Consider the following 23,885-nt stretch of genomic DNA (forward strand, 5'->3'; position numbering starts at 1 on the left):
TCGATACGCGGGCGGCATGCTTGTCGCATGTCACCCTCGACACCGATCCCGCCATCGACGGTGGTGCCGGCTCCGGCTCCGGCTCCAGCTCCAGCTCCAGCACCTGCCCTCGCGCTCCGGCGCCGCTCGCTGCTGCTGGGCGCGACGGCCTCCGCGGCGCTCGCCGCTTGCGGCGGGCTGCCCTCGGCGCCCGACATCCCGTTGGACGCGTCGCAGCGCCTGCGGGCGGCCAACCGCATCGGCTGGGGCGCCACGCAATCGCAACTGGGCGAGATCGAACGCGTCGGTTGGGGGCGTTATGTCGAACGCCAGCTCCGGGCCGATCCGAAGACGCCGCTGCCGAAGGCCGTCCAGGCCCGCATCGACGCGATGGGCATCAGCCAGGGCGACCTGTCCTCGCGCGTGTGGGCCGCCGAATCCTTCCGGCGCAACGGCGACAACAAGGGCGCGACCGACGAGGAACGCGTCGCCGCGCGCAAGGCCTATCAGGACGCCCAGGGCCTCGCCGCGCGCGAGACCGGTGAACGTCAGCTGCTGCGCGAGCTCTACGCCGAACAGCAACTGCTGGAGCAGCTGTCGTGGTTCTGGTTCAACCACTTCAACGTGCACCAGGGCAAGCGCGACATCCGGCTGATGCTGGCCGACTACCAGGACCGCGCGCTGCGTCCGCAGGCGCTGGGCTCGTTCAGGACCATGCTGGGCGCGGTCGCCCGGCATCCGGCGATGCTGCGTTACCTCGACAACGACCAGAACGCGGTGCGTGCGATCAACGAGAACTACGCGCGCGAACTGCTGGAGCTGCACACCCTGGGCGTCGACGGCGGCTACACGCAGCGCGACGTGCAGGAGCTGGCGCGCGTGCTGACGGGTTTCGGCGTGCGCGTCGATCCCGAGCCGGCGAAGGTCGCGCCGCGCTTCGAGGCGCTCTACAAGCGCGACGGCCTGTTCGAGTTCCACCCCGGCCGCCACGATTTCGGCGACAAGCAGCTGCTCGGCCGCACGATCAAGGGCCGCGGTGCCGACGAGCTCGACGAGGTGCTGGACCTGCTGGTGGCGCAGCCGGCGACGGCGCGCTTCGTCTGCGGCAAGCTGGCGGTGTTCTTCCTCGGCGAACAGCCGCCACGGGACGTGGTCGACGCGATGGCCGCCGCCTTCCTGAGAACGAAGGGCGACCTGCCCGCGACGCTGCGCCCGATGCTGTACGCACCGCAGTTCGCGTCGGCGGACACGCCGCGGTTCAAGGATCCGCACGTCTACCTGCTGTCGAGCCTGCGCGCGGGCTTCGAGCAACGTGAACTGCAGAACGCGCAGCCGCTGCAGAACTGGTTGCGTCGCCTCGGACAGGGCCTTTACGACAAGCAGACGCCGGACGGCTATCCGCTGACGGCGGACGCCTGGAACAGCCCGGGGCAGATGACCTTGCGATTCGAGGTGGCGCGCCAGATCGGCGGTGGTGCGGTGGCCTTGTACCGGCCCGAGGGCACGAACATGCCGGTGCCGCTGCCGGACCTGCAGCCGCTGCGCCTGCGCGTCGAGCCCACGCTGGCACCCGCGACGCGCACGGCCCTCGCGCAGACCACCACGCCCCAGCAATGGCTGACGCTGTGGCTTTCCAGTCCTGACTTCATGTATCGCTGACCATGGACCGACGACATCTTCTGCAAGCGCTGGCGGCGGGGTCCCTGACGATCTCGCACGCCCGCCTCTTCGCCACCGGCACCGGCACCGGCACCGGCACCGCAGTGCAGTCCCCGGCTTCGGGCGCACGCCCCCGATTCTTGCTGGTGTTCCTGCGCGGCGGCTACGACGCCGCCAACCTGCTGATTCCCACCAGCAGCAGCTTCTACTACGAGCAGCGACCGCGCATCGCGATCGCCAGACCGTCCTCGACCGACGCGGCTGCCGCCTTGCCGTTGAATGCCGACTGGGGCCTGCACCCGGCCTTGCGAGCCAGTCTCTACCCGCTGGCCCAGGCGGGCCAGGCACGTTTCCTCCCGTTCGCCGGGACGGAGGACCTCTCGCGCAGCCATTTCGAGACGCAGGACAGCATCGAGCTGGGCCAGCCGGTGGGCGGGTCCCGCGACTACAACTCCGGTTTCCTGAACCGCCTCGCGGCCGAGCTGGACGCGCAGCAGGCCTTGTCGTTCACGGACCAGTTGCCCATCGCCTTCCGCGGCCCGGTGAGGATCGCCAACGCCGGCCTGCGCGAGACCGCGCGCCCCGCCGTCGACGCGAAGAACCGTGCCTTGATCGCCAGCATGTACCAGGGCCAGAGCCTGGGCGCCTCGGTCGAGGAAGGGCTTGCCCTGCGCGAGGAACTGGCGCGCGACCTGTCTCCCGACCGGATGAAGACGATGACCGACGCCGCCGGTCGCAACGCGATTCCCGCCAAGGGGTTCGAGCTCGAGGCGCGCCGCATCGCAACGCTGATGCGGGGGCGTTTCAGCCTCGGTTTCATCGATGTCGGCGGCTGGGACACGCACGTCAACCAGGGCGGCGCGACCGGCCAGTTGGCCAACCGCTTCGAGGAAGTCGGCCGCGGCCTGGCGGGCATCGCCGATGAGCTCGGACCGGACCTGTGGCGCCAGACCACCGTGATGGTGATCAGCGAATTCGGCCGCACCTTCCGCGAGAACGGCAACCGCGGCACCGACCACGGTCACGGCAGCGTGTACTGGCTGCTGGGCGGCGGCCTCGCGTCCGGCGGCCCGGTGGCCGGCGACCAGATCGCGTTGACGGCGACCACGCTGTTCCAGAACCGCGACTACCCGGTGCTCAACGACTACCGCGCCGTGCTCGGCGGCCTGTGGCAGCGCCAGTTCGGCCTGTCCAACGCGGCCCTGGCCCGCGTCTTTCCCGGTGTGCGCCCCAAGGACCTTCGCCTGGTCTGACGGCGCTTCGCGCAAAGCCCCCAGGCACTGCAAGCGCTTGCAGACACTGGCTTGCAGATGAGAGCAATTCTCATCTAGGATCGAGACAAACGAGAAGACTCCTGCGGGTTCCGACCCCGCGCGACCAATGCAACTTGCAGAGAGGTTGCGCCGTGATCCGATCGGCATCGGTCCCCGGCTCGACCTCTCTTTTCTTTTCTGCCTTGCGTCGGGCGCCGCTCTTGCCGGATGCCGCTTCCCGTTCCGCCACAAGCAAGCGTCCCTGCCAGCCCGTGTCCGCCGGATCCCCGGTTCACGCCTCGATCGCCAGGAGTCGCCATGCCCTTGCTGCCTTCTCGCATGCCCGCGCCGCGCGGCCCGTCCCTACCCGCCGCCGTGCTGGGACTCCCTCCCACGGGGGAGTCGCGTGCCGCTCCCATGGCGGTCGACGGGGGATGCGCCGCCGCCGATCATCCCGGCGTGGAATGCCTGCGCTGGATGGCGTTGAAGATCACCTGCGGCCTCGCCCCCGACGACCCGGCGCTGCTGCGGCGGCACCAGCTGGCGCTGGAGCAGTTGGTCGAGGCCGGCGTCCTCCCGGCGATCCCCGCTCACGAACAGGCCCTCCGGCTGCTGTACGGCGCCGCTCACGACACGCTGCTACCCTGGCATTGGCGATGTGCCTGCCTGGATCAACTCAACCGCCCGCTGGCGGCGCTGCACCGGCTGGCCGACGCCCAGGGCGATGCCGCCCTCGTCGCGCGCCTGCAGCGCTTCCATTGGCGTCTGAGCCGCAGCCCCCTCCAGGAATGACCAGGAAAGAAGCATCCCCATGACCCAGGCTAGCAAGGCCACCCGCATCGAACGCGACTCCATGGGCGAAGTCGCCGTGCCCGTCGACGCGCTGTATGGCGCGCAGACGCAGCGTGCCGTCGAGAACTTCGCGATCAGCCGCCAGCCGATGCCCGAGCGCTTCGTGCGCGCCCTGGTGCTGCAGAAGGCCGCCGCGGCGCGCGCCAACATCGCGCTCGAACAGGTCCCGGCCGACATCGGCCACGCCATCGACCGCGCCGCGACGCAGCTGTTGCAGGACCCGGCGCTGATGAGCCACTTCCCGGTGGAGATCTTCCAGACCGGGTCGGGCACCAGCTCGAACATGAACGCCAACGAGGTGATCGCCACCGTGGCCACGCGGCTGATCGGCAGCGGCGCGGCGAACCCGGTCACCGTCAACCCGAACGACCACGTCAACGCGGGCCAGAGCAGCAACGACTCGATCCCGACGGTGCTGCACATCAGCGCCGCGCAGGCGCTGCAGGGCGAGCTGCTGCCGGCGCTGGACCTGCTGGTGCAGACGCTGCAGGAGAAGATCCAGAGCGTCGGCCATCACGTGAAGACCGGCCGCACCCACCTGATGGACGCCATGCCGCTGCGCCTGGGCCAGGAGCTCGGCGGCTGGTGCGCGCAGATCGACGCGCGTCGCGCCCAGCTGCGCGCGCTGCTGCCGTCGGTGTGCGAGCTCGCGCAGGGCGGGACCGCCGTGGGCACCGGCATCAACGCGCATCCGGACTTCGCGCAGCGTTTCGCCGAGGAACTTTCCAAGCTCACCGGCCTGAGCTTCCGGCCGGCGCCGGACTTCTTCGCCGCGCTGTCGGCGCAGGACACGGCGGTGGCGCTGTCCGGCGCGCTGAAGGGCCTGGCCGTCGCGCTGATGAAGATCGCCAACGACCTGCGCTGGATGAACTCGGGCCCGCTGGCCGGCCTGGCGGAGATCGAACTGCACGCGCTGCAGCCGGGCTCGTCGATCATGCCGGGCAAGGTGAATCCGGTGATCCCGGAGGCGGTGACGATGGTCTGCGCGCAGGTCATCGGCCATGACGCGGCGATCACGATCGCGGGCCAGTCGGGCAACTTCCAGCTCAACGTGATGCTGCCGCTGATCGCAACCAACCTGCTCGACAGCCTGGCACTGCTGACGGCGGCGTCGAAGGCGCTGGCCGAGCAGGCGATCCGCGACTTCAAGGTCAACACCGACGGGCTGCAGCATGCGCTGGCGCGCAATCCGATCCTGGTCACCGCGCTGAACCGCGAGATCGGCTACCTGAAGGCCGCCGCGATCGCCAAGCGCGCCTATGCGGAGAAGCGGCCCATCCTCGACGTCGCCGAGGAGATGACCGACTTCGATCGCGCCACCCTCCAGCAGATGCTGGATCCCGCGAAACTCACCGATGGCGGACTCTGACGCGATCGCCCACCCTGACAGGACCTTGGCGCGCCGGCATCGGCTGCGCCAGGCCTTCGGTCTTGCGATCCTCCTGATCGGCGCGGTCCTGCTGTTGCGGCAGGGCTGGCTGTGGATCACGCCGGCCGGCAGCGTCGGACACGGCTCGGTGATCGGGATGGCCCTGCAGGCGGGCCTGCTCGCCGCAGCGGCGACGGCCTTCGGCACGCTGCCCGCGCTGGGCACGCGCAGTCTGTCCGCACGCGGGCAGGACGCGCTGATGGGCTTCGGCGCCGGCGTGATGCTGGCGGCCTGTTCGTTCTCGCTGATCATTCCCGGCCTCGAGGCCGCGCGCGCGCATTCGACGCCGACGGGTGCGGCGACGCAGGTCGCGCTGGCGGTGCTGCTCGGCGCGTGGGCGCTGATGGCGATGGACCGCTGGCTGCCGCACGAGCACTTCATCAAGGGCCGCGAGGGCATGGACCCGACGCGGTTGCGGCGCACGACGCTGTTCGTGATCGCCGTCACGCTGCACAACCTGCCCGAGGGCCTCGCGATGGGCGTGGCCTTCGCGGCGAACGATCCGGTCGCGGCGGCCAGCCTGAGCCTGGCCATCGCGATCCAGGATCTGCCCGAGGGCTTCGTGATCGCGGTGGCGCTGATGTCGGTGGGCTATTCGCGGCGCAAGGCGCTGCTGCTGGGCGCGGCGTCGGGGCTGATCGAGCCGGTCGGCGCGGTGCTGGGGGCGTGGGTGGTGTCCGCGTGGCCGCTGCTGCTGCCCTGGGGCCTGGGTTTCGCGGCCGGCGCGATGCTGTTCGTCATCAGCCACGAGATCATCCCCGAGTCGCACCGCAAGGGCCATGAGCGCTGGGCGACGCAGGGGTTGATGCTCGGCTTCGCGCTGATGATGGTGCTGGACACGGCGCTGGGCTGAGCGCCCGGCTGCCGACGGGGCCGAGAGCCCGCAACCCGTCACGCGACCCTCCGGCCCGGTTTACAACTCGCCGCGTTCCAGCGGCAGCCTGTCACGCGACCCCGGCTCGCATGCGGAGCCGCGCGCCCACAACGGCCGCAGGTCCCGTCACTATCGGTGCTCTGCTTTCTTGCTTGCAGGACCCGAGCCGTGATGAAGAAGTCTTTCGCCGCGCTTGCCGCGCTCGCCGCCGCCCTCACCGTCGTCTCGACGACCGCTCACGCCGCCGGCCTGACGGCGCTGGAACAGCGCTGGATCGCGGGCATGACCCCGGTGCTTCAGCACGCCAGGACCTCGGGCATGCCGGTCGACGTCGTCGTGCAGCCGCAGGACGCGCCCGAAGCCGCGCCGCTGGCGCTGGGCTTCAAGGACGGCCGCTGCAAGTTCGTCCTCAGCCTGCGCGGCAACCCCGAGGGCGAGGCGGCGACGCAGCGCCTGCCGGCGGGCTTGGAGGACAGCGCACTCGAACTGATGGCGGCGCATGAGCTCGGCCATTGCCGCCGCTACCTGGAAGGCGCCTGGTTCCACCTGCCGGCCGGCTTCTCGGCCACGCCGGTGCCGGACGGCCTGAGCCCGGACCTGCAGCGCGCCTACCTGTCGATGAAGTCCGTGCGTCGCGAGGAAGGTTATGGCGACCTCGTCGCGTTGGGCTGGACTGCGCAGCGTCACCCGGACCAGTACGCCGTGCTGCACGGCTGGTTGATGCAGGAGCGCAGCCGTGACCTGCTGCCGGGCAGCCACCATGACACATTGACCTGGATCAAGCTGGCCCGGGATCCGAAAGCGCTGGGAAGCGCGCCGTCGATGTTCGACGCAGCCCTGCCGGTGTGGCAATCGGGGCTGAACATCGACGAGGAATGACGCGCGAATCACCGCCCGCCGGCAATCCCTGTCGTTATGGCGCTCAACGCAGGTTGAAGGCTCTCACCGCCGACAGCTGGTTCGTGCCGCCCTCCGACGAGAACACCACCAGCACGCCTTCCGGCGTCAGGCCGAGCCAGCCGCCCACCGGCGCCTGCCACGCCGCGGTGCGCGTCGCCAGATCGATCGCGACGGTCTGCTTGTCGGTTGACACGAACAGGTGGGTGTCCGTCAGGACCATCTGCCGCTGCCAGTAGCCGTCCGTCGCCGGCATGGCCCAGGTCCACAGCAGCGTGCCGTCGGCCAGGCTGCGCGCCTCCACCGACTTGGTGAGCTGGTTGGAGGCATACACCACACCGCGCGCCGTCACCGGGTGGTCCATGAACTGACCCGACACGTCCCAGCGCTGCGCGCCGCTGGCGCGATCCACGACCGTCAGGTGGTTCTGCTCGATGCTCCCCCGCGCCAGATCACGATGGCTCAGCAGGATGGCGCTCACGCCATCGTCCGGCAGCACCGGCGCCTGGAAGGTCGAGACCTGACCGATGCCGATGTTCTCCCGCGTCGGCACCTGCGCCTCCGCCTGGATCGTGCCGTCACTCAGACGCAGCGCCCGGTACACGCCGCCCGCGCTCACGTAGGCCAGGCCAGCGTTCGTGTCGGCGGTGGCGCCCCAGGCAATGAAGTTCACGCCCGTGATCCGATCGGACAAGGTCGTCGTCCACACCGGCGTCTTGACATCGGCCACGTCCAGTGCGGACAGGTAGTTCACCTCCGGATCCGTCGGCATCAGCAGCCGTCCGCCCGCGAAGGTCCAGCCCGCCGCCACCGGCGTGTTGCCCTTGGACGTGTGATCGCCGAGCAGCGTCGCCGCGGTCGTCGACGTCACCATCACCCGACCGCTCGCGGCGCCCCAGTACAAGCGCGTGCCCTGTCCGATCACCTGGGTCGGGTTCTCCGGCAGCAAACCCTTCCACAGGTCGGTGCCGTCCTTGAGCGAGATCACCGTCGCATTGCTGGTCACGGCACCGCCGCCGGTGGCCAGGTCGGGCACCGCGATCAGCCCCTGGCCCAGTTGAACCCCCTCTCCGAACACGGTCCCCGGGCCGACGATCCAGCGCGTCCAGCGCGCATTGAACTTCGTCGCGTCCAGCGACACCGGCACATGGCCGGTGCGCGCACCGTTGCCACCGAAGCTTGCCCAGTCGCCCCCTCCCGCAATCACGGCGGGCAGGGTGGTCAGGTTCGTGGTGCCGCCGCTGCCGATCTCCAGCCGGTAACGGATCTTCGTCGGCAGCCAATCGGTGAACGGGTCCAGGCTGAGGGCGGACAGCTCGATGGTGCCGGTGTACACGCCCGGGCGATACCTGGCATTGAAACCGACGCTCAGCTGCATGTCGCCATTGGGCAGCGGGTCCCGGTAGACATGGTCGATGACGCGGCTCCCGCCGGCCGTGTCCGGCTTCTCCACCCATTGCGGGCGGAAGTCGTTGTTGAAGGTGTGCCGCTTGGACGCCAGGATCTTGACGTCCTGGCAGGTCCCGGTCGGCTGGTCGACCGTGCAGTCGGCATTGCCCTTGTCGAGCTGGTACAGGTCCCGGGTGTCGGTCAGGACGTCCTTCACGGCGCCCCCGCATCCCGTCAGCATCACCGCGCCCATCAGCACCAGCATCGGTGCGAGCAGATTTCCCATGGCGGGCAGGCGCCGCCGGATCGTCGACAACATGAATTTCTCCCTGATCGACGGCGGTGCCGGATCCCCGCGCCGGGGTCAGGTCTTGTCGCCATCGGCGCCGGAATGTACTTGGCGGGCCGCGCGGGAGCAAGCCGACTGAAGAGGGGCGGGAAAACGCTGAGAGCGTCCGAAAGCGTGAATCGCGCACGACGCGGAGGCTTCGCGCCGCCGAACGAATGTTCGCTGTGGATGCACTCAGACCGACGCGTTCATGACGTTGTGATCACGACACGAACGCCGCCCTGCGGCCGCCGTCGGACACCCTTTGTCGGGAGCCGTCCTTGGCCGTTCCACGCCATCAGCCCCTCGAGCTCCTCATGACCCTTCACGCACGCGCCCTGTTCGCCGTCCTGTCGGCCGGTCTCCTGTCCTGCACCCTGCCCGCGACCGCCGCGCCCCCATGGGCCTACACGGGCGAGAAAGGCGCCGCCCACTGGGGCGCGATCGACCCCTCGTTCGCCGAGTGCGCCTCCGGCCACCAGCAGAGCCCGATCAACATCGTCAAGCCGGTGAAGACCGCCCTGCCGCGCCTCGACTTCCGTTACGGCAACGCCGCGCCGACGATCTGGAACAACGGTCACACGGTGCAGGTGAACCTGCCCGCCGGCAACACGCTGGAGGTCGGCGGCCAGACCTACGAACTGCTGCAGTTCCACTTCCACACGCCCAGCGAGGAACACATCGACGGCAAGTCGGAGCCGATGGTGGCGCACTTCGTCCACAAGAACGCGGCGGGGAAACTCGGCGTGGTGGCGGTGCTGATCCGCGCGGGGCGTTCGAATGCGGCGTGGGAACCGGTGTTCCAGCACCTGCCGCGCGTGGGCGAGACGATCACCGTGGAGGACCTGTCGCTGGACCTCGCCGCCCTGCTGCCGAAGTCGCTGGGTTATTACGACTTCGCCGGCTCGCTGACCACGCCGCCCTGCTCGGAGGGCGTGCACTGGATGGTCTTGAAGGAAGCGGTGACGCTGTCGTCCCGCCAGATCGCCGCGTTCCGCCAGCTGGTCGGCAAGAACGCGCGGCCGGTGCAAGCTCTCAACGCGCGTCTGGTCCAGGAAAGCGAATGAGCCGGCTCGGGCTGGCTGGCTGGCCGGCCCGCCGGCCCGCTCAGGCCAGCGCGCGGCCGATCAGGATCTTCTGCACCTCGGACGTACCTTCGTAGATCTGCGTCACGCGGACATCGCGGTAGATCCGCTCGACCGGGAAATCGCTGACATAACCGTAGCCGCCGTGGACCTGGATCGCGGCGGAGCAGACGCGCTCCGCCATCTCGCTGGCGAAGAGCTTGGCCATCGCCGCTTCCTTCAGGCAGGGCTGGCCGGCGTCCTTCAGCGCGGCGGCATGCCAGATCAGCTGGCGCGCGGCCTCGATCTGCGTGGCCATGTCGGCGAGCTTGTGCTGCATGGCCTGGTGCTCGAAGATCGGCACGCCGAAGGCGACGCGTTCCTTGCTGTAGCGCAGCGCCGCCTCGAAGGCCGCGCGCGCCATGCCCACCGACTGCGACGCGATGCCGATGCGGCCGCCTTCCAGCCCGGACAGCGCGATCTTGAGCCCCTGCCCTTCCTCGCCCAGCCGGTTGGCGACGGGCACGCGGCAGTTCTCGAACAGGATCTGCGCCGTGTCGCTGGCGTGCTGGCCCATTTTGTCCTCGATGCGCGCCACGACGTAGCCGGGCGTGGTCGTCGGGACGAGGAAGGCCGAGATGCCCTTCTTGCCCGCCGCCTTGTCGGTCACCGCCATGACGATGGCGACGTCGCCGTTCTTGCCGCTGGTGATGAACTGCTTGACGCCGTTGAGCACGTAGGCGTCGCCGTCGAGGACGGCGGTGGTCTTCAATCCGCCGGCTTCGGAGCCCACGTGAGGCTCGGTCAGGCAGAACGCGCCCAGCATGTCGCCGCGCGCCAGCGGCTTGAGGAAGCGCTGCTTCTGGTCCTCGTTGCCGAAGGCCATCAGGATGCTGCACACCGGGCAGTTGTTGACGCTCACGACGGTGGAGGTCGCGCCGTCGCCGGCGCCGATCTCTTCCAGGATGATCGCCAGCGCCAGGTAGTCCAGGCCCGCGCCGTCGTACTCGGTCGGCACGGCCACGCCGTAGCAGCCCAGCGCGGCCAGGCCCTTGAGCTCCTCCGCCGGGAACTGGTGGGACTTGTCCCACGCGGCCGCCTTCGGCGCGATCTGGTCTTGCACGTAGGCGCGGACGGCGTCCTGAACGGCGCGGTGGTCTTCGGAAAGCAGCATGGTCAGCTCTTGGTCAGCTCTTGGTCAGCTTTTGGACGGAGCGGGATCCGGGTTGGATCCCGTGACGGTGGCGGCGCTCGTGGCGCCGGAGGGAATGCGGTAGCGGAGCGTGTCCTGGCTGGACACGGGCGCCCACAGGCGCGCGACGACGTGATCGCCGTCGATGGCGAGACGCTCGCGCACGCGGGCGTCCATCGGTTGATGCGACAGCCAGGCCGAACGCTTCGCGGGCTCGACCGCGCCGGCCGCCAGCGCGAGGCGGGCGGCTTCGTTGAGCAGCAGCAGCGTGGCCTGTCTGCGCGCATAGGTCGGGTAACCGGTCGCTGCGGCCGACACCAGCATGCCGCCGATCGAGTTGCGCCACGGCACGCCGAGCACCCAGTTCGCGGCCGGAGCCGGCTGCCAGTCGAGCAGGTTCAGCGGCCCTTCGCCGGCCTTTTCCTGCGCCTGCGCCCACTGCGCGTCCATGAGGTGCTGCGTCGCGTGGGGCATTGAAAAGAACTGCGGCTCGCAGCGCATCGGCGTGACCGACGGCGCGGCGTAGGGATTCACCCCTTCGTCGTAGCAAGCGAACTCCCGGACGGATTCCCGGCCGAACTGGGATTCGCTGCGGATCCAGTGGGAGGCGTCGAGCGCCTGCGCCGGCAACGGCCGCAGCATGGCGCTCAGCTCGGCTCCGGCTGCCGGATAACGCGCAGCCAGATCAGTGACGACACGCCAGTGGATGCGGGCCATCGCGCCCGAGACGCCGATGCCGATCAGCGTGCGCGTGCCGGCGAGCATCGCGCCCGTCAGGGCTTCGGCCTGTCTGGTGAAGCCCAGCATCGCGGCGGTGTCACCCGACTGCCCCGCCAGCGCGGCGCGGATCTCCAGCCAGCGCAGACAGCTCACCGATCCGTGCCAGGTCGATCCGCTCGCGCGCCGCGAGTAGCTGTCGCCGGCGGTCTTGAGTTCCGCGCGCGGCGTGACCATCGGTTCCTCGAGGACCATGCCGGGCCGCGCGAGCGCTTCGCAGCGACCGCCGAGCTCGGCATGGGCGTCGATCAACGCGCGCAGGCCGACGGCCTCGCGCGTCCAGACGGCGACGCAATCCTGCGTCTGCGCGTCGCATTGCCAAGCGTCGACGGCGGGGCTGCGCGGCGCCGACGACGGCCATTTCCGCGGCGCCGGCGGCTCGCGCACATCGATCGCGCCGGCGTCGATCACGGCCCAGCGCTGAAGACCCGCCGCCTGCGGATCGTCGCCGGCGGACGTCAGGCCGATCAGCGCGAAGAACGCGTTGCGCTCCGGCGGCAGCGTCATGGCCGGCACGCGCAACGCGTCCGGCACCGGACGCGGCGCGTCGTCGACCAGCCGGTTGTTGAACGCCGCCCAGGCCGCCGCGAGCGTGACCACGCCCAGCAGCAGACCGCCCAGGATCTTCAGCGTCACGCGAGCCCAACGCTTCATCGTTCTCTCCCTGAATCTCGATCTGTGGTCAGCGCGTATCGGACGACCGCTGCCCTCACCCCTGCCCTCTCCCGCAAGCGGGAGAGGGGGAAAGAGGGAGGCGCGCGCTCGGTCTTCCGGGCGGCAGCGTTACCAGGGCAGCGGGCTGCCGTCGTAGTTGAAGAAGCCGCCGTTGTCGCCCGGCTTCAGGCCGTCGAGCACCGCGCGCAGGCTGGACGCGCTGGTGGCGACGTCGATGTCGGCCTCCTGGCCGCCCATGTCGGTCTTGACCCAGCCCGGGTGCAGGCTGACGCAGATCGCGCGGCCGTCGAGCGTCAGCGAGAGGTCCTTCATCACCGAGTTCACCGCCGCCTTCGACGCGCGATACACCCAGCCCGCCGAGTTCGCGCGCAGCGTCAGCGAGCCCATCCGCGAGGACAGGATGCCGATGCGCGCGTCCGGCGCGAGCGCGTCCAGCAGCTGCGGCAGCACGCGCATCGGGCCCAGCACGTTGGTGTGCATGACGGCGTCGAAGTCGGCCGCGCTCGGCGGCTGCAGGCCGATCGTCTTCGGACCGTAGAGGCCGGCCACGTACAGGACGCGGTTGAACTGGTAGCCGTCGAGCTGCCAGGCCAGGCCGGCGATGCTGACCACGTCGGACACCTCGAGCTTGATCGCGGTCGCGCCGAGCGCCTTCAGCTTCTCGAGGCTGGCGTCGTCCCGCGCGGTGGCGACGACGGTGTCGCCGCGCTCGCGGTGCTGCTTCACGAGCTCGAGGCCGATGCCCCGCGACGCGCCGATGATGAGGACTTGCGTCATCCGGTCCGTCCTCAGATCAGTTCGACGCCGACGGCGGTCGCTTCGCCGCCGCCGATGCACAGCGCCGCGACGCCGCGCTTCAGGCCGCGGTGCTTCAGCGCGCCCAGCAGCGTGACCAGGATGCGGGCGCCCGACGCGCCGATCGGGTGACCCAGCGCCACGGCGCCGCCATTGACGTTGACGATCTCGTGCGGCAGCTTGAACTCGGCCATCGCCGCCATGGTGACCGCGGCGAAGGCCTCGTTGACTTCCCACAGGTCGACGCTCTTCGCGTCCCAGTTGTTCTTGGCCAGCAGCTTCTGGATCGCGCCGACCGGCGCGGTCGTGAACCACTCCGGCGCGTTCGCATGCACCGCCGTGCCGACGATGCGGGCGATCGGCGTCACGCCGAGCTTCTTCGCGGTGGACTCGCGCATCAGCACCATCGCGGCGGCGCCGTCGGAGATCGACGACGAGGTTGCGGCCGTGATCGAGCCGTCCTTCTTGAACGCCGGCTTCAGCGTCGGGATCTTGTCCAGCTTGGCCTTGAACGGCTGCTCGTCGCGCGAGATCACCGTGTCGCCGCCCCGGCCGGCGATGGTCACCGGCGCGATCTCCCACGCGAAGCTGCCGTCCTCGTTCGCACGCTTGGCGCGCTCCGTCGACGCGATCGCGAACTGGTCCTGCGCCTCGCGCGTGAAGGCGTACTTGTCGACGCACTGCTCGGCGAAGACGCCCATGGCCTTGCCGCGCTCGTACGCGTCTTCCAGGCCGTCCAGCGCCATGTGGTCGTACATCTGCGCGGCGCCGTACTTCACGCCCTTGCGCGCGAACATCAGGTGCGGCGCGTTGGTCATGGACTCCATGCCGCCGGCGATCAGGATGTCGGCGCTCTCCGCCTTCAGCGTGTCATGCGCGAACATCGTCGCGCGCATGCCGGCGCCGCACATCTTGGACAGCGTCACCGCGCCCACCGATTGCGGCAGGCCCGCCTTCAGCACGGCCTGACGCGCCGGGGCCTGACCCTGGCCGGCCATCAGGCAGTTGCCGAGGAAGGCTTCCTCGATCGAGTCGGTCGGGATGCCGGCGCGCTCGACGGCCGCCTTGATGGCGACGGCGCCCAGCTCCCACGCGGCCAGACCGGCGAAGTCGCCCAGCAGGCCGCCGATCGGCGTGCGGGCGGCGGAAACGATGACGATGGAATCGGACATGGGGGTCTCCTTCTAGAAAGCCTGTGTGTTCAGTGGATGGGAAGCTCGCGGTCCTGCGACTCCGGCACCTTCAGCGCCGGTGCGACGTCGCGGACGTGGAAGCGCTTGTGCGGGTCGTACGGGAACACGTCCTCGACGTGACCCGCCAGGATGCGCTCCTTGTGGGTCTGCCAGAACGCGGCATCGAGCAGGTCGGCGTGGTGCGCCATGAAGACGTCGCGCACGCCGGGATGGCCGAGCAGGAACGGGCCGAAGGTTTCCGGGAACACGTCGTGCTTGTTGACCGTGTACCAGACCTCGCCCGACATCTCGTCTTCCTCGTTGCGGGCTTCGGGCACCTTGCGGAAGTTGCAGTCGGTCAGGTACTCGATCTCGTCGTAGTCGTAGAACACGACCTTGCCGTGGCGCGTCACGCCGAAGTTCTTCCACAGCATGTCGCCGGGGAAGATGTTGGCCGCCACCAGGTCCTTGATCGCGTTGCCGTACTCAACCACCGCGTGCGCCAGCTGCGCCGGCGACGCTTCCTGCAGGTAGATGTTGAGCGGCACCATGCGGCGCTCGATGTAGAGGTGCTTGATGACCAGGTCGTCGCCGGTCTCCTCCAGCAGCGAGGGGCAGAAGTGCTTCAGCTCGGCCACCAGCTCGTCCTCGAAGCGGTTGCGCGGGAACGCGACCCGCGTGTACTCCAGCGTGTCGGCCATGCGTCCGACGCGGTCGTGCTGCTTCACCAGCAGGTACTTGGACTGGATCTGCTCGCGCGTCGTGTCCTTCTGCGGCGGGTAGAAGTCCTTGATGACCTTGAACACGAACGGGTAGGACGGCAGGTCGAAGACCAGCATCACCATGCCCTTGATGCCGGGCGCGATGCGGAACTTGTCGCTGCTGTGGCGCAGGTGGTTGAGGAAGTCCCGGTAGAAGAGGTTCTTGCCCTGCTTCTGCAGCCCCAGCGTCGCGTAGATCTCCGAGCGCGGCTTGCGCGGCATCAGCGAGCGCAGGAACTGCACGTAGGCGCTGGGCACTTCCATGTCGACGAGGAAGTAGGCCCGCGCGAAGCTGAACAGCATCTGCAGCTCGTCCTCGCCGAACAGCGCCGCGTCGATGTAGAGCTGCCGCTCCGTCTGGCCGTCGGTCGATTCCTTGTGCAGGATCGGCAGCGCGAACGGCGTCTCGGTGAAGCCGTTGATGATCTTGCCGACGATATACGCGCCCTTGTTGCGGAAGAACAGCGAGGACAGCACCTGCACCTGGAAGTTGGTCCGCCAGCGGAAGGCGCCGAGTTCCTGGCCGACGGCCGCCAGCACCAGGTCGATGTCGCGGCCGAGGTCCTCGAACTCCAGCGCCAGCTGGAAGTTCCAGACGAAGCGCATGAAGGTGTCGCGCAGCGTGTCCTGCGAGGGGTAGTAGCAGCGGTAGGTCGGCTGGGCGGCGGGCTCCTCGTTCTCGATGAACTCGGTGGAGATCGCCGGCCGGACGAAGATGAACTCGTTGTGGAAGTAGCTGTGGTGGAGGATGCGCGTCGTGACCGAGTTGAAGAAGGTCTCGGCGAGCTCCGGCCGCAGGTGCTTGGTCAGCAGTCCGATGTAGTGCAGCTTGACCTGCTGCCAGACCTCGCTGGGCAGCGCGCTGGTGTGGAAGCGCTGTTCCAGTTCCAGGACGGCCTCGTCGACGCGCAGGTCGTAGAACTCGATGCGCTCGCGCTGCGCGCGCTGCTGGCCGTGCCAATCGGCCTGCTCGAAGCGCTGCTTGGCGGTCGCGGACGCCGCGCGGAACAGGCGGTAGTGCTTGTCGAAGCCTTCGAGCATCGCCTGCGCGATCTCGAAGGCCCGCGGATCGTTGAGCTCGTGAGGGAACATCGGTGTCTTGCTCCGTCCCGGTCGTGATCGCTGGGTTGCGCTCGGCGGCCGCGCGGGCTCAGCGGCCCATCGCCGCCTCGTAGCGGCGGTGCAGCGCCTCGAGCGCGCTGCGGTAGGCGGGGCCGACGTCCTCGGCCTTGCCGACGGTGATGCTCAGGTCCTTCAGCAGACCGTTGTGCAGACCGTAGACCCAGCCGTGCACGGCGACCGACTGGCCGCGCGCCCAGGCGTCCTGGACCACGGTCGTCTGGCAGGCGTTGCGGGCCTGCTCCAGCACGTTGAGCTCGCACAGCGCATTGGCGCGCTGGTCGGGGACGACCTGGTCCAGCCATTCCTGATGGTGGTTGCGCACGTCCTGGACGTGGCGCAGCCAGTTGTCCACCAGGCCGACGCGCAGGTCTTCCAGCGCGGCGCGCACGCCGCCGCAGTTGCTGTGGCCCACGATGATGATGTGCTGGACCTTCAACTGGTCCACGGCGAACTGCATGACCGACAGGCAGTTCAGGTCCGAATGGACCACGACGTTCGCCACGTTGCGGTGAACGAAGAGCTCGCCCGGCAGCAGGTCCACCAGCTCATTGGCCGGGACGCGGCTGTCGGCGCAGCCGATCCAGAGGTATTGCGGCGTCTGCTGCTTCAGCAAGCGCGAGAAGAAGCCGGGCGACTGTTCTTCAGTCGCGGTGGCCCAGCGCTTGTTGTTGTCCAGCAGGTCTTGCAGTTCGTTCGTCGTGCTCATGACCAGCATTGTCGCGTCACATGGCGTGACAGTAGCGAATGCGGCTTTCCAACCAAGCAGCCCCCATGGAACTGGCTCTGCCAGGCCATCGGGTGCGCCCCCTCGGGGGGCCGGCGAAGCCGGTAGGGGGGGTCACATTGTCTCGGCGAAGAGCTCGCGGCCGATCAGCATGCGGCGGATCTCGGACGTGCCCGCGCCGATTTCGTAGAGCTTCGCGTCACGCCAGAGGCGGCCCAGCGGGTACTCGTTGATGTAGCCGTTGCCGCCGAAGATCTGGATGCCTTCGCCGGCCATCCAGGTGGCCTTCTCGGCGCACCAGAGGATGACGGACGCGCAATCCTTGCGCACCTGGCGGACGTGCGAGCCGTCCAGCGCATCGAGGTTCTTGCCGACCGTGTAGCAGAACGCGCGGGCGGCCTGCAGCACGGTGTACATGTCGGCGACCTTGCCCTGGATCAGCTGGAACTCGCCGATCGACTGGCCGAACTGCTTGCGGTCGTGGATGTAGGGGACGACGTTGTCCATCACCGCCTGCATGATGCCGATCGGACCGGCGGCCAGCACGGCACGCTCGTAATCCAGGCCCGACATCAGCACCTTGGTGCCGCCGCCGACCTGGCCCAGCACGTTCTCGGCCGGGACCTCGACGTCCTGGAACACCAGCTCGCCGGTGTGGCTGCCGCGCATGCCGAGCTTGTCCAGCTTCTGCGCGATCGAGAAGCCCTTCATGCCCTTCTCGATCAGGAAGGCGGTCATGCCGCGGGCGCCGAGTTCGGGTTCGGTCTTGGCGTAGACGACCAGCGTGTCCGCGTCGGGACCGTTGGTGATCCACATCTTGTTGCCGTTGAGGACGTAGTAGCCGCCCTTGTCCTCGGCGCGCAGCTTCATCGACACGACGTCGGAGCCGGCGCCGGGTTCGCTCATCGCCAGCGCACCGACGTGCTCGCCCGAGATCAGCTTGGGCAGGTACTTCTGCTTCTGGGCGTCGGTGCCGTTGCGCTTGATCTGGTTGACGCACAGGTTGGAGTGGGCGCCGTAGCTCAGGCCCACCGAGGCGCTGGCGCGGCTGATCTCCTCCATGGCCACCATGTGGGCGAGGTAGCCCATCGCGGCGCCGCCGTATTCCTCGGGCACGGTGATGCCCAGGACGCCGACGTCGCCCATCTTGCGCCACAGGTCCATCGGGAACTGGTCGCTGCGATCGATCTCCGCGGCGCGGGGGGCGATCTCGGCTTGGGCGAACTCGCGCACCGCATCGCGCAGCGCGTCGATGTCTTCACCGAGATGGAAGTTCAGACCGGGCAGGCTCATGGGTTTGTCTCCTCGACCGCCTCCGCGGACGCCACTCCGGGGCGCCCGCTGGGCTGTTCGTATTACGTTTACGTAAACGTCAATTGTAGGGCAGGTCCGTCGCGTCTCGGCTATCGCATAAATGCTTAAGAGGGTTCCAGTACTGCCACCGCCGCTAGCCCTCACCCCTACCCTCTCCCGCAAGCGGGAGAGGGAGTAAGAAGGGTGGCGCGATCAGAAGGATCTGGAGGATCAGCAGGATCAGGAGGTACGCCCGGTGGATCGGGCCTCGGGAAGCCGGGCCGCCCCCGGCGATTTAGCGGAGCCTGCCGAGCGTATGAGCCGGGGGCGGCCCGGATTCCCGAGGCTGCGCTCGGTCTCCGTCAGAGGAAGCGCTCAAGCAGCTTGCGCGAGTGCCGATCCAGCGCGAAGCGATCGGGCACCAGGAAGTGCAGCCCGTGGGAGCTGGCGATGAGCAGCCGCCCTTCCCCGATCCGCCGGATGTCTTCCTCGCTCTTGAGGATGAACGCGGTCGTGCCGCGATCGGTCTCGACGGTCCACTGCGACGGCGTCGAGAAGGTCGAGACGTCCAGCAGCTTCAGCACCGTCGGCGTCATCTCGCGATGCGCGAGCTCGTCCTGCAGCAGCTCGCGCTGCGCCTGCGGCAGGTCGGCGAGCCGGTCGATCCAGGCGATCTCATGCCCGTCGGTGCCGACCAGCGAGAGTCCCTCGTCCGGCGCGCTCAGCGGGTGCGCCCGCACGGGCGTGACGTTGTCGTGGGTCTGGCCGGCGTCGTCCACCAGCATCAGCCGGCCGAAGGCGTTGCGCGCCAGGGTCTGGATGTTGTTCATGAAGGGACCTCGGCGCGATCAGGCCTGCGTGGCCGTGTGGACGTTGACGTTGGGCGCGACGACAACGACGTTGTCCTGCTCCTCCGCATCGACGCGGCGGACCTGCGCCTCCCACAGGCGCCAGTAGGCGCCCTGCTTGGCGATCAGCTCGTCATGCGGCCCGACCTCGACGATCTCGCCGCGGTCCATGACCACCAGCCGGTCGGCCTTGCGCAGCGTCGACAGCCGGTGGGCGATCGCAATCGTCGTGCGGCCCCGCACCAGGTTGTCCAGCGCCTTCTGGATCTCCTTCTCGGTTTCCGTGTCCACGGCCGAGGTCGCCTCGTCCATGATCAGGATGCGCGGATCGATCAGCAGCGCGCGGGCGATCGAGATCCGCTGGCGCTCGCCGCCGGACAAGCCCTGACCCCGCTCGCCCACCAGCGAGTCATAGCCCTGCGGCAGCCGCAGGATGAATTCATGCGCATGCGCGGCGCGGGCCGCGGCGACGATCTCGTCGCGCGTCGCGTCCGGCTTGCCGTAGGCAATGTTCTCCGCGATCGTGCCGAAGAACAGGAAGGGCTCCTGCAGCACCAGCCCGATGTGCCGGCGGAAGTCCGACAGCTTGAAACGCCGCAGGTCGACGCCGTCGAGCTTGATCGCCCCCTCCGTCACGTCGTAGAAGCGGCAGATCAGGTTGACCATCGTGCTCTTGCCCGAGCCGCTGTGGCCGACCAGCCCGATCATCTCGCCCGGCTTGATCACCAGGTTGAGGTCGCGGATCACCGTCCGGTTGCCATAGCGGAAACCGATGTCCTGCAGCGACAGCTCGCCCTGCACCTTGTCCAGCACCACCGGCTGGGTCGGCTCCGGCACGTTGGAATGGTGGTCCAGGATGTCGAAGATCCGCTTCGCGCCCGAGGCCGCCTTCTGCGTCACCGACACGATCCGGCTCATCGAATCCAGCCGCCCGTAGAAGCGCCCGATGTAGGCCAGGAAGGCGGTCAGCGTACCGACCGTGATCTGCGAATGCGCGATCAGCCAGATGCCGAAGGCCCAGACGACCAGCAGGCCGATCTCGGTCAGCAGCGAGACGCTGGGCGTGAACAGGCTCCAGGTCTTGTTCAGCCGGTCGTTGACCACCAGGTTGTGCTTGTTGGCATTGCGGAAGCGCTCGGCCTCGCGGCGCTCCTGCGCGAAGGCCTTGACCACGCGGATGCCGGGGATGGTGTCCGCCAGCACCGAGGTCACCTCGCCCCAGACGCGGTCGATCTTCTCGAAACCGGTGCGCAGCTTGTCCCGCACCAGGTGGATCAGCCACGCGATGAAGGGCAGCGGCACCAGCGTGGCCAGCGCCAGCCACGGATTCGTGTGGAACAGGATCGCCGTGATCATCGCCAGCATCAGGCAGTCGGTGATGAAGTCCAGCGCATGCAGCGACAGGAACACGCTGATCCGGTCGGTCTCCGAGCCGATGCGGCTCATCAGGTCGCCGGTGCGCTTGGAGCCGAAGTACTCCAGCGACAGGCCCAGCAGATGGTCGAAGGTGGCCGTGCGCAGGTCGGCGGCGATGCGCTCCGACACCAGCGCCAGGATGTAGGTCTTCGCCCAGCCCAGGATCCAGGACACGATCGCCGCCCCGAACAGCCCGCCCAGGTACATGACCACCAGCATGGTGTCGATCTGCTTGCCCTGCTGGAACGGGATCAGCACGTCGTCCATCAGCGGCATCGCCAGATAAGGCGCCACCAGCGTCGCGCCGGTCGCGCCCAGCATCAGCAGGAAGCCCAGCAAGAGCTGACCCCGGTACGGCCCGGCGAAGCGCCACAACCGCAGCAGCACCCAGGTCGACGGCGGCGTGTGCAGCTCGCGGGCGCAGGAGGGGCACTCCTCGCTGTCCTCGGGCAGCACGGCCTGGCAGCTCGGGCAGAGCTCGGGCTCCTCGTCCAGGCGGGCCTCGACCTCGTCGCGGCGGTTGAAGGCGTCCAGGAAGCGCTGCGCCTGCAGGTTGGCCTTCATCGTGAAACGCCACTGCGCCAGCCGGCCGCGGGCGTCCACCAGCTCCAGCGCGCCCAGCCCGGCGTGGTCGGACAGCACCAGCTTCAGGTCGGGCGTCAGCGGCCATTCCCGGAAGACCGGGTCGCCGTGGCCCTCCGCCGGGGCCTCCAGCGCCAGCAGCCGCTGATCCGTGAGTCGCAGACCGCCCGCCGAGAAGCGCAGGCGGCCGTCCAGGTCAACCTCGAGCGAGGCCCGGACGTTCTCGCCACGCCGCAGGCGTGTTTCGAAGCCCCCCAGGGTCGGAACACCGCCGGCACCGGCCAACGCGACAGGATGTGAATGCTGCATTTGTGATTCTTCTTGGCGATCTGCGGAACACGAGATTTCTCGGGCGATTTCTCGGGAGATTTCTCGGGAGATTTCTCGGGAGATTCCCGGGCGACTTCCCCGGGAGTTTTCTGCCACCGCCCCTTCCTGGGGCAAGACCCGGTCCACCCAGGTCGTGGCATGTTTCGCACAATTTTCGCTTAAGCGCACAATTGTGCTTCGCATCATTGTCCGGTGGTCCGCCGGGCGGCCCCCTTCCACGTTTCCACCCCTCATGAGCCGACACGACGACATCAAGCTCCTGCGCATCAACTACCTGCGCGGCCCCAACATGTGGACCTACCGTCCGGTGCTGGAAACCTGGCTGGACCTGGGTGGCCTGGAAGAACACCCCTCCCACCTCATCCCCGGTTTCACCGAACGCCTGTGCAGGCGCCTGCCGGCGCTGGAAGAGCACCACTGCGGCGTCGGCGAGCGCGGCGGCTTCCTGCAGCGCCTCACCGAGGGCACCTGGATGGGCCATGTGCTGGAGCACATCGTCATCGAGCTGCTCAACCTGGCCGGCATGCCGACCGGTTTCGGCCAGACGCGCTCCACCTCGCGCCACGGCGTGTACCGCATGGTCTTCCGCGCCCGCGACGAGCAGGTCGCCCGCTGCGCGCTGGAGCAGGGCCACGCGCTCCTGATGGCGACGATCAACGGCGACGACTTCGACGTCGATGCCGCCGTCACCGCCATCCGCGACAAGCTCGACGACTGCTACCTCGGCCCGTCGACCGCCGCCATCGTGGCCGCGGCCACCGACCGCCGCATCCCCCACATCCGCCTGAACGACGGCAACCTGGTGCAGCTCGGCTACGGCGCGCGCCAGCGCCGCATCTGGACGGCCGAGACCGACATGACCAGCGCGATCGCCGAGGGCATCGCGCGCGACAAGGACCTGACCAAGGAATTGCTGAAGTCGGTCGGCGTGCCGGTGCCGGCCGGCCGGGCGGTCAAGACCGCCGCCGAGGCCTGGGAAGTCGCCCAGGACCTGGGCCTGCCGGTCGTCGTGAAGCCGTCCGACGGCAACCACGGCCGCGGCGTCACGCTGGACCTGCGCCATGAGGCCGACGTCGAGGCCGCCTTCCACGTCGCCGACAAGGAAGGCTCCGAAGTGCTGGTCGAGCGCTACATCCCCGGGATGGAGCACCGGCTGCTGGTCGTCGGCGGCCAGGTGGTCGCCGCCGCCCGCGGCGAGGAGGCCTGGGTCACCGGCGACGGCACCCACACCGTCGTCCAACTGATCGACCTGCAGATCAACACCGACCCGCGCCGCGGCACGACCGAGGACTTCCCGCTCAACCGCATCGACATCACCGGCGACCCGGTCGTGCTGCTGGACCTGCAGCGCCAGGGCCTGACCGGCGACGGCGTGCCCGAAGCCGGCCAGCGCGTGCTGATCCAGCGCAACGGCAACGTCGCGATCGACTGCACCGCGCAGATCCATCCGGAAGTGGCGCACGCCGTCTCGCTGGCGGTGCGCACCGTCGGCCTGGACATCGCCGGCGTCGACCTGGTCTGCAGCGACATCTCCAAGCCGCTGTCCGAGACCGGCGGCGCCATCGTCGAGGTCAACGCCGGCCCCGGCCTGCTGATGCACCTGAAGCCGGCCGAGGGCATGCCCCAGCCGGTGGGCCAGGCCATCATCGACCACCTGTTCGCCGAGGACGAGAGCGGCCGCATCCCCATCGTGGGCGTGGCCGGCTCGCGCGGCACGGCGCAGATCGCGCGCCTGGTCGGCTGGCTGCTGCACCTGAACGGCCGCCATGTCGGCCTGGCCTGCGGCGCCGGCCTGTTCCTGGGCACCCGCCGCGTGGAGCGCAAGCCCAGCGCGACCTGGGCCGCCAGCCACCGCCTGCTGATGAACCGCGCCGTCGACGCCATCGTGGTCGAGAACGGCGCGGGCACCATCCTCGGCGACGGCCTGGCCTACGACCGCTGCCAGGTCGGCGTCGTCACCGACCTCGGCCGCGTGGCCGAGCTCGACAACCACGACATCCAGACCGAGGACCAGCTCTTCAAGGTGTTGCGCACCCAGGTCGACGTCGTGCTGTCCGACGGCGTCGCCGTGCTGAACGCCGACGAGGCCAAGGTGGCCGAGATGGCCGAGCTCTCCGACGGCGAAGTGATCCTCTATGCGCTGGACGCCGGCAACGCCGCGCTGACGGAACACCGCGGCAAGGAAGGCCGCGGCGTGTTCCTGCGCGGCGGCGCCGCGATGCTGGCGCAGGGCACGTCGGAAACCTCCGGCGCCAACGTCGAATCGCTGCAGGCCCGCTTCCGCGCGGTCGGCCAGGAGATCGCGACCGACGCGGTGCTGGCCGCGGTCGCGACCGGCTGGGCCATGGGCATCTCGCCCGAGCTGATCTCGGCCGGGCTGGACACCTTCGTGCCGGACCTGCCGCAGTAAGCCAACCGAAGCGCGATCACGCCGCACACGCCGCACACGCTGTACACGCTGCACACGGCAAGCC

General features: G+C 69.0%; 18 protein-coding genes. 8 read left to right on the forward strand and 10 right to left on the reverse strand.

Annotated elements, in window-relative coordinates; translation table 11 throughout:
* Positions 1-27 precede the first annotated feature (27 nt).
* The 6 genes from AC07O8_RS15220 to AC07O8_RS15245 all read left to right on the forward strand — a co-directional run bounded on the left by AC07O8_RS15220 (position 28) and on the right by AC07O8_RS15245 (position 6,925).
* Positions 28-1,638 carry a DUF1800 domain-containing protein gene (locus AC07O8_RS15220; protein WP_495048823.1) on the forward strand — a complete coding sequence of 537 codons (1,611 nt, stop codon included), beginning with the start codon at positions 28-30 and terminating at the stop codon, positions 1,636-1,638.
* Positions 1,639-1,640: 2 nt separating this feature from the next.
* A complete protein-coding gene (locus AC07O8_RS15225; protein ID WP_495048824.1) occupies positions 1,641-2,891 on the forward strand; it encodes a DUF1501 domain-containing protein in 1,251 nt (416 codons plus the stop codon).
* A 318-nt stretch (positions 2,892-3,209) separates the two neighbouring features.
* Positions 3,210-3,683 carry a hypothetical protein gene (locus tag AC07O8_RS15230; protein ID WP_495048825.1) on the forward strand — a complete coding sequence of 158 codons (474 nt, stop codon included), beginning with the start codon at positions 3,210-3,212 and terminating at the stop codon, positions 3,681-3,683.
* Between the two features lie 19 nt (positions 3,684-3,702).
* Complete coding sequence (locus AC07O8_RS15235; RefSeq protein ID WP_495048826.1) at positions 3,703-5,112, forward strand: class II fumarate hydratase; 1,410 nt, start codon at positions 3,703-3,705, stop codon at positions 5,110-5,112.
* Positions 5,099-6,025 (forward strand): ZIP family metal transporter, encoded by a 927-nt coding sequence (locus AC07O8_RS15240; RefSeq protein ID WP_495048827.1) that lies wholly within the window; start codon positions 5,099-5,101, stop codon positions 6,023-6,025. Before AC07O8_RS15235 ends, AC07O8_RS15240 begins: the two co-directional genes overlap by 14 nt.
* Positions 6,026-6,217: 192 nt before the next feature.
* The gene (locus tag AC07O8_RS15245) at positions 6,218-6,925 is read left to right on the forward strand and encodes a hypothetical protein (protein WP_495048828.1); all 708 of its coding nucleotides are present in this window, start codon (positions 6,218-6,220) and stop codon (positions 6,923-6,925) included.
* A 43-nt stretch (positions 6,926-6,968) separates the two neighbouring features.
* Here AC07O8_RS15245 and AC07O8_RS15250 read toward each other — a convergent pair whose 3' ends face one another.
* Entirely contained in the window at positions 6,969-8,651 is a 1,683-nt protein-coding gene (locus tag AC07O8_RS15250; RefSeq protein ID WP_495048829.1) for a PQQ-binding-like beta-propeller repeat protein, read from the reverse strand.
* A gap of 326 nt (positions 8,652-8,977) precedes the next feature.
* Here AC07O8_RS15250 and AC07O8_RS15255 point away from each other — a divergent pair, with 326 nt between their 5' ends.
* Positions 8,978-9,727 (forward strand): carbonic anhydrase, encoded by a 750-nt coding sequence (locus tag AC07O8_RS15255; protein WP_495048830.1) that lies wholly within the window; start codon positions 8,978-8,980, stop codon positions 9,725-9,727.
* 40 nt (positions 9,728-9,767) lie between these two features.
* Here the strand turns inward: AC07O8_RS15255 and AC07O8_RS15260 are convergent, their stop codons facing one another.
* The 9 genes from AC07O8_RS15260 to AC07O8_RS15300 form a co-directional block, all read right to left on the reverse strand.
* Positions 9,768-10,898, reverse strand: a complete 1,131-nt coding sequence (locus tag AC07O8_RS15260) for an acyl-CoA dehydrogenase family protein (RefSeq protein ID WP_495048831.1) — start codon at positions 10,896-10,898, stop codon at positions 9,768-9,770.
* Positions 10,899-10,922: 24 nt separating this feature from the next.
* The gene (locus AC07O8_RS15265; protein ID WP_495048832.1) at positions 10,923-12,347 is read right to left on the reverse strand and encodes a hypothetical protein; all 1,425 of its coding nucleotides are present in this window, start codon (positions 12,345-12,347) and stop codon (positions 10,923-10,925) included.
* 129 nt (positions 12,348-12,476) lie between these two features.
* Positions 12,477-13,145, reverse strand: coding sequence for an SDR family oxidoreductase (locus AC07O8_RS15270; protein WP_495048833.1), 669 nt, complete (start codon positions 13,143-13,145; stop codon positions 12,477-12,479).
* Positions 13,146-13,156: 11 nt separating this feature from the next.
* Positions 13,157-14,335: an acetyl-CoA C-acyltransferase gene (locus AC07O8_RS15275; protein WP_495048834.1), complete on the reverse strand. Its 1,179-nt coding sequence runs from the start codon at positions 14,333-14,335 to the stop codon at positions 13,157-13,159.
* 29 nt (positions 14,336-14,364) lie between these two features.
* Positions 14,365-16,188, reverse strand: coding sequence for a bifunctional isocitrate dehydrogenase kinase/phosphatase (aceK, locus tag AC07O8_RS15280; RefSeq protein WP_495048835.1), 1,824 nt, complete (start codon positions 16,186-16,188; stop codon positions 14,365-14,367).
* Positions 16,189-16,246: 58 nt separating this feature from the next.
* Positions 16,247-16,924, reverse strand: a complete 678-nt coding sequence (can, locus tag AC07O8_RS15285; protein ID WP_495048836.1) for a carbonate dehydratase — start codon at positions 16,922-16,924, stop codon at positions 16,247-16,249.
* Positions 16,925-17,056: 132 nt separating this feature from the next.
* A complete protein-coding gene (locus AC07O8_RS15290; protein ID WP_067277909.1) occupies positions 17,057-18,235 on the reverse strand; it encodes an isovaleryl-CoA dehydrogenase in 1,179 nt (392 codons plus the stop codon).
* Positions 18,236-18,597: 362 nt separating this feature from the next.
* Positions 18,598-19,065, reverse strand: a complete 468-nt coding sequence (locus tag AC07O8_RS15295; RefSeq protein ID WP_495048837.1) for a cyanophycin metabolism-associated DUF1854 family protein — start codon at positions 19,063-19,065, stop codon at positions 18,598-18,600.
* A gap of 18 nt (positions 19,066-19,083) precedes the next feature.
* Positions 19,084-21,390: a cyanophycin metabolism-associated ABC transporter gene (locus tag AC07O8_RS15300; RefSeq protein ID WP_495048838.1), complete on the reverse strand. Its 2,307-nt coding sequence runs from the start codon at positions 21,388-21,390 to the stop codon at positions 19,084-19,086.
* Positions 21,391-21,643: 253 nt separating this feature from the next.
* Here AC07O8_RS15300 and AC07O8_RS15305 point away from each other — a divergent pair, with 253 nt between their 5' ends.
* Positions 21,644-23,821, forward strand: a complete 2,178-nt coding sequence (locus tag AC07O8_RS15305) for a cyanophycin synthetase (RefSeq protein ID WP_495048839.1) — start codon at positions 21,644-21,646, stop codon at positions 23,819-23,821.
* The last annotated feature ends 64 nt before the right edge of the window (positions 23,822-23,885 follow it).

It is taken from the genome of Roseateles sp. GW821-FHT09G09, from assembly GCF_059415965.1.

Bases quoted from the DNA above. Each gene is read 5' to 3' on its own strand.
- AC07O8_RS15235 (WP_495048826.1), top strand. From the start codon at position 3,703: ATGACCCAGGCTAGCAAGGCCACCCGCATCGAACGCGACTCCATGGGC.
- AC07O8_RS15300 (WP_495048838.1), bottom strand. From the start codon at position 21,390: ATGCAGCATTCACATCCTGTCGCGTTGGCCGGTGCCGGCGGTGTTCCG.
- AC07O8_RS15225 (WP_495048824.1), top strand. From the start codon at position 1,641: ATGGACCGACGACATCTTCTGCAAGCGCTGGCGGCGGGGTCCCTGACG.
- AC07O8_RS15255 (WP_495048830.1), top strand. From the start codon at position 8,978: ATGACCCTTCACGCACGCGCCCTGTTCGCCGTCCTGTCGGCCGGTCTC.
- can (WP_495048836.1), bottom strand. From the start codon at position 16,924: ATGAGCACGACGAACGAACTGCAAGACCTGCTGGACAACAACAAGCGC.
- AC07O8_RS15230 (WP_495048825.1), top strand. From the start codon at position 3,210: ATGCCCTTGCTGCCTTCTCGCATGCCCGCGCCGCGCGGCCCGTCCCTA.
- AC07O8_RS15275 (WP_495048834.1), bottom strand. From the start codon at position 14,335: ATGTCCGATTCCATCGTCATCGTTTCCGCCGCCCGCACGCCGATCGGC.
- aceK (WP_495048835.1), bottom strand. From the start codon at position 16,188: ATGTTCCCTCACGAGCTCAACGATCCGCGGGCCTTCGAGATCGCGCAG.
- AC07O8_RS15245 (WP_495048828.1), top strand. From the start codon at position 6,218: ATGAAGAAGTCTTTCGCCGCGCTTGCCGCGCTCGCCGCCGCCCTCACC.
- AC07O8_RS15265 (WP_495048832.1), bottom strand. From the start codon at position 12,347: ATGAAGCGTTGGGCTCGCGTGACGCTGAAGATCCTGGGCGGTCTGCTG.
- AC07O8_RS15290 (WP_067277909.1), bottom strand. From the start codon at position 18,235: ATGAGCCTGCCCGGTCTGAACTTCCATCTCGGTGAAGACATCGACGCG.
- AC07O8_RS15270 (WP_495048833.1), bottom strand. From the start codon at position 13,145: ATGACGCAAGTCCTCATCATCGGCGCGTCGCGGGGCATCGGCCTCGAG.
- AC07O8_RS15220 (WP_495048823.1), top strand. From the start codon at position 28: ATGTCACCCTCGACACCGATCCCGCCATCGACGGTGGTGCCGGCTCCG.
- AC07O8_RS15250 (WP_495048829.1), bottom strand. From the start codon at position 8,651: ATGTTGTCGACGATCCGGCGGCGCCTGCCCGCCATGGGAAATCTGCTC.
- AC07O8_RS15295 (WP_495048837.1), bottom strand. From the start codon at position 19,065: ATGAACAACATCCAGACCCTGGCGCGCAACGCCTTCGGCCGGCTGATG.
- AC07O8_RS15260 (WP_495048831.1), bottom strand. From the start codon at position 10,898: ATGCTGCTTTCCGAAGACCACCGCGCCGTTCAGGACGCCGTCCGCGCC.
- AC07O8_RS15240 (WP_495048827.1), top strand. From the start codon at position 5,099: ATGGCGGACTCTGACGCGATCGCCCACCCTGACAGGACCTTGGCGCGC.
- AC07O8_RS15305 (WP_495048839.1), top strand. From the start codon at position 21,644: ATGAGCCGACACGACGACATCAAGCTCCTGCGCATCAACTACCTGCGC.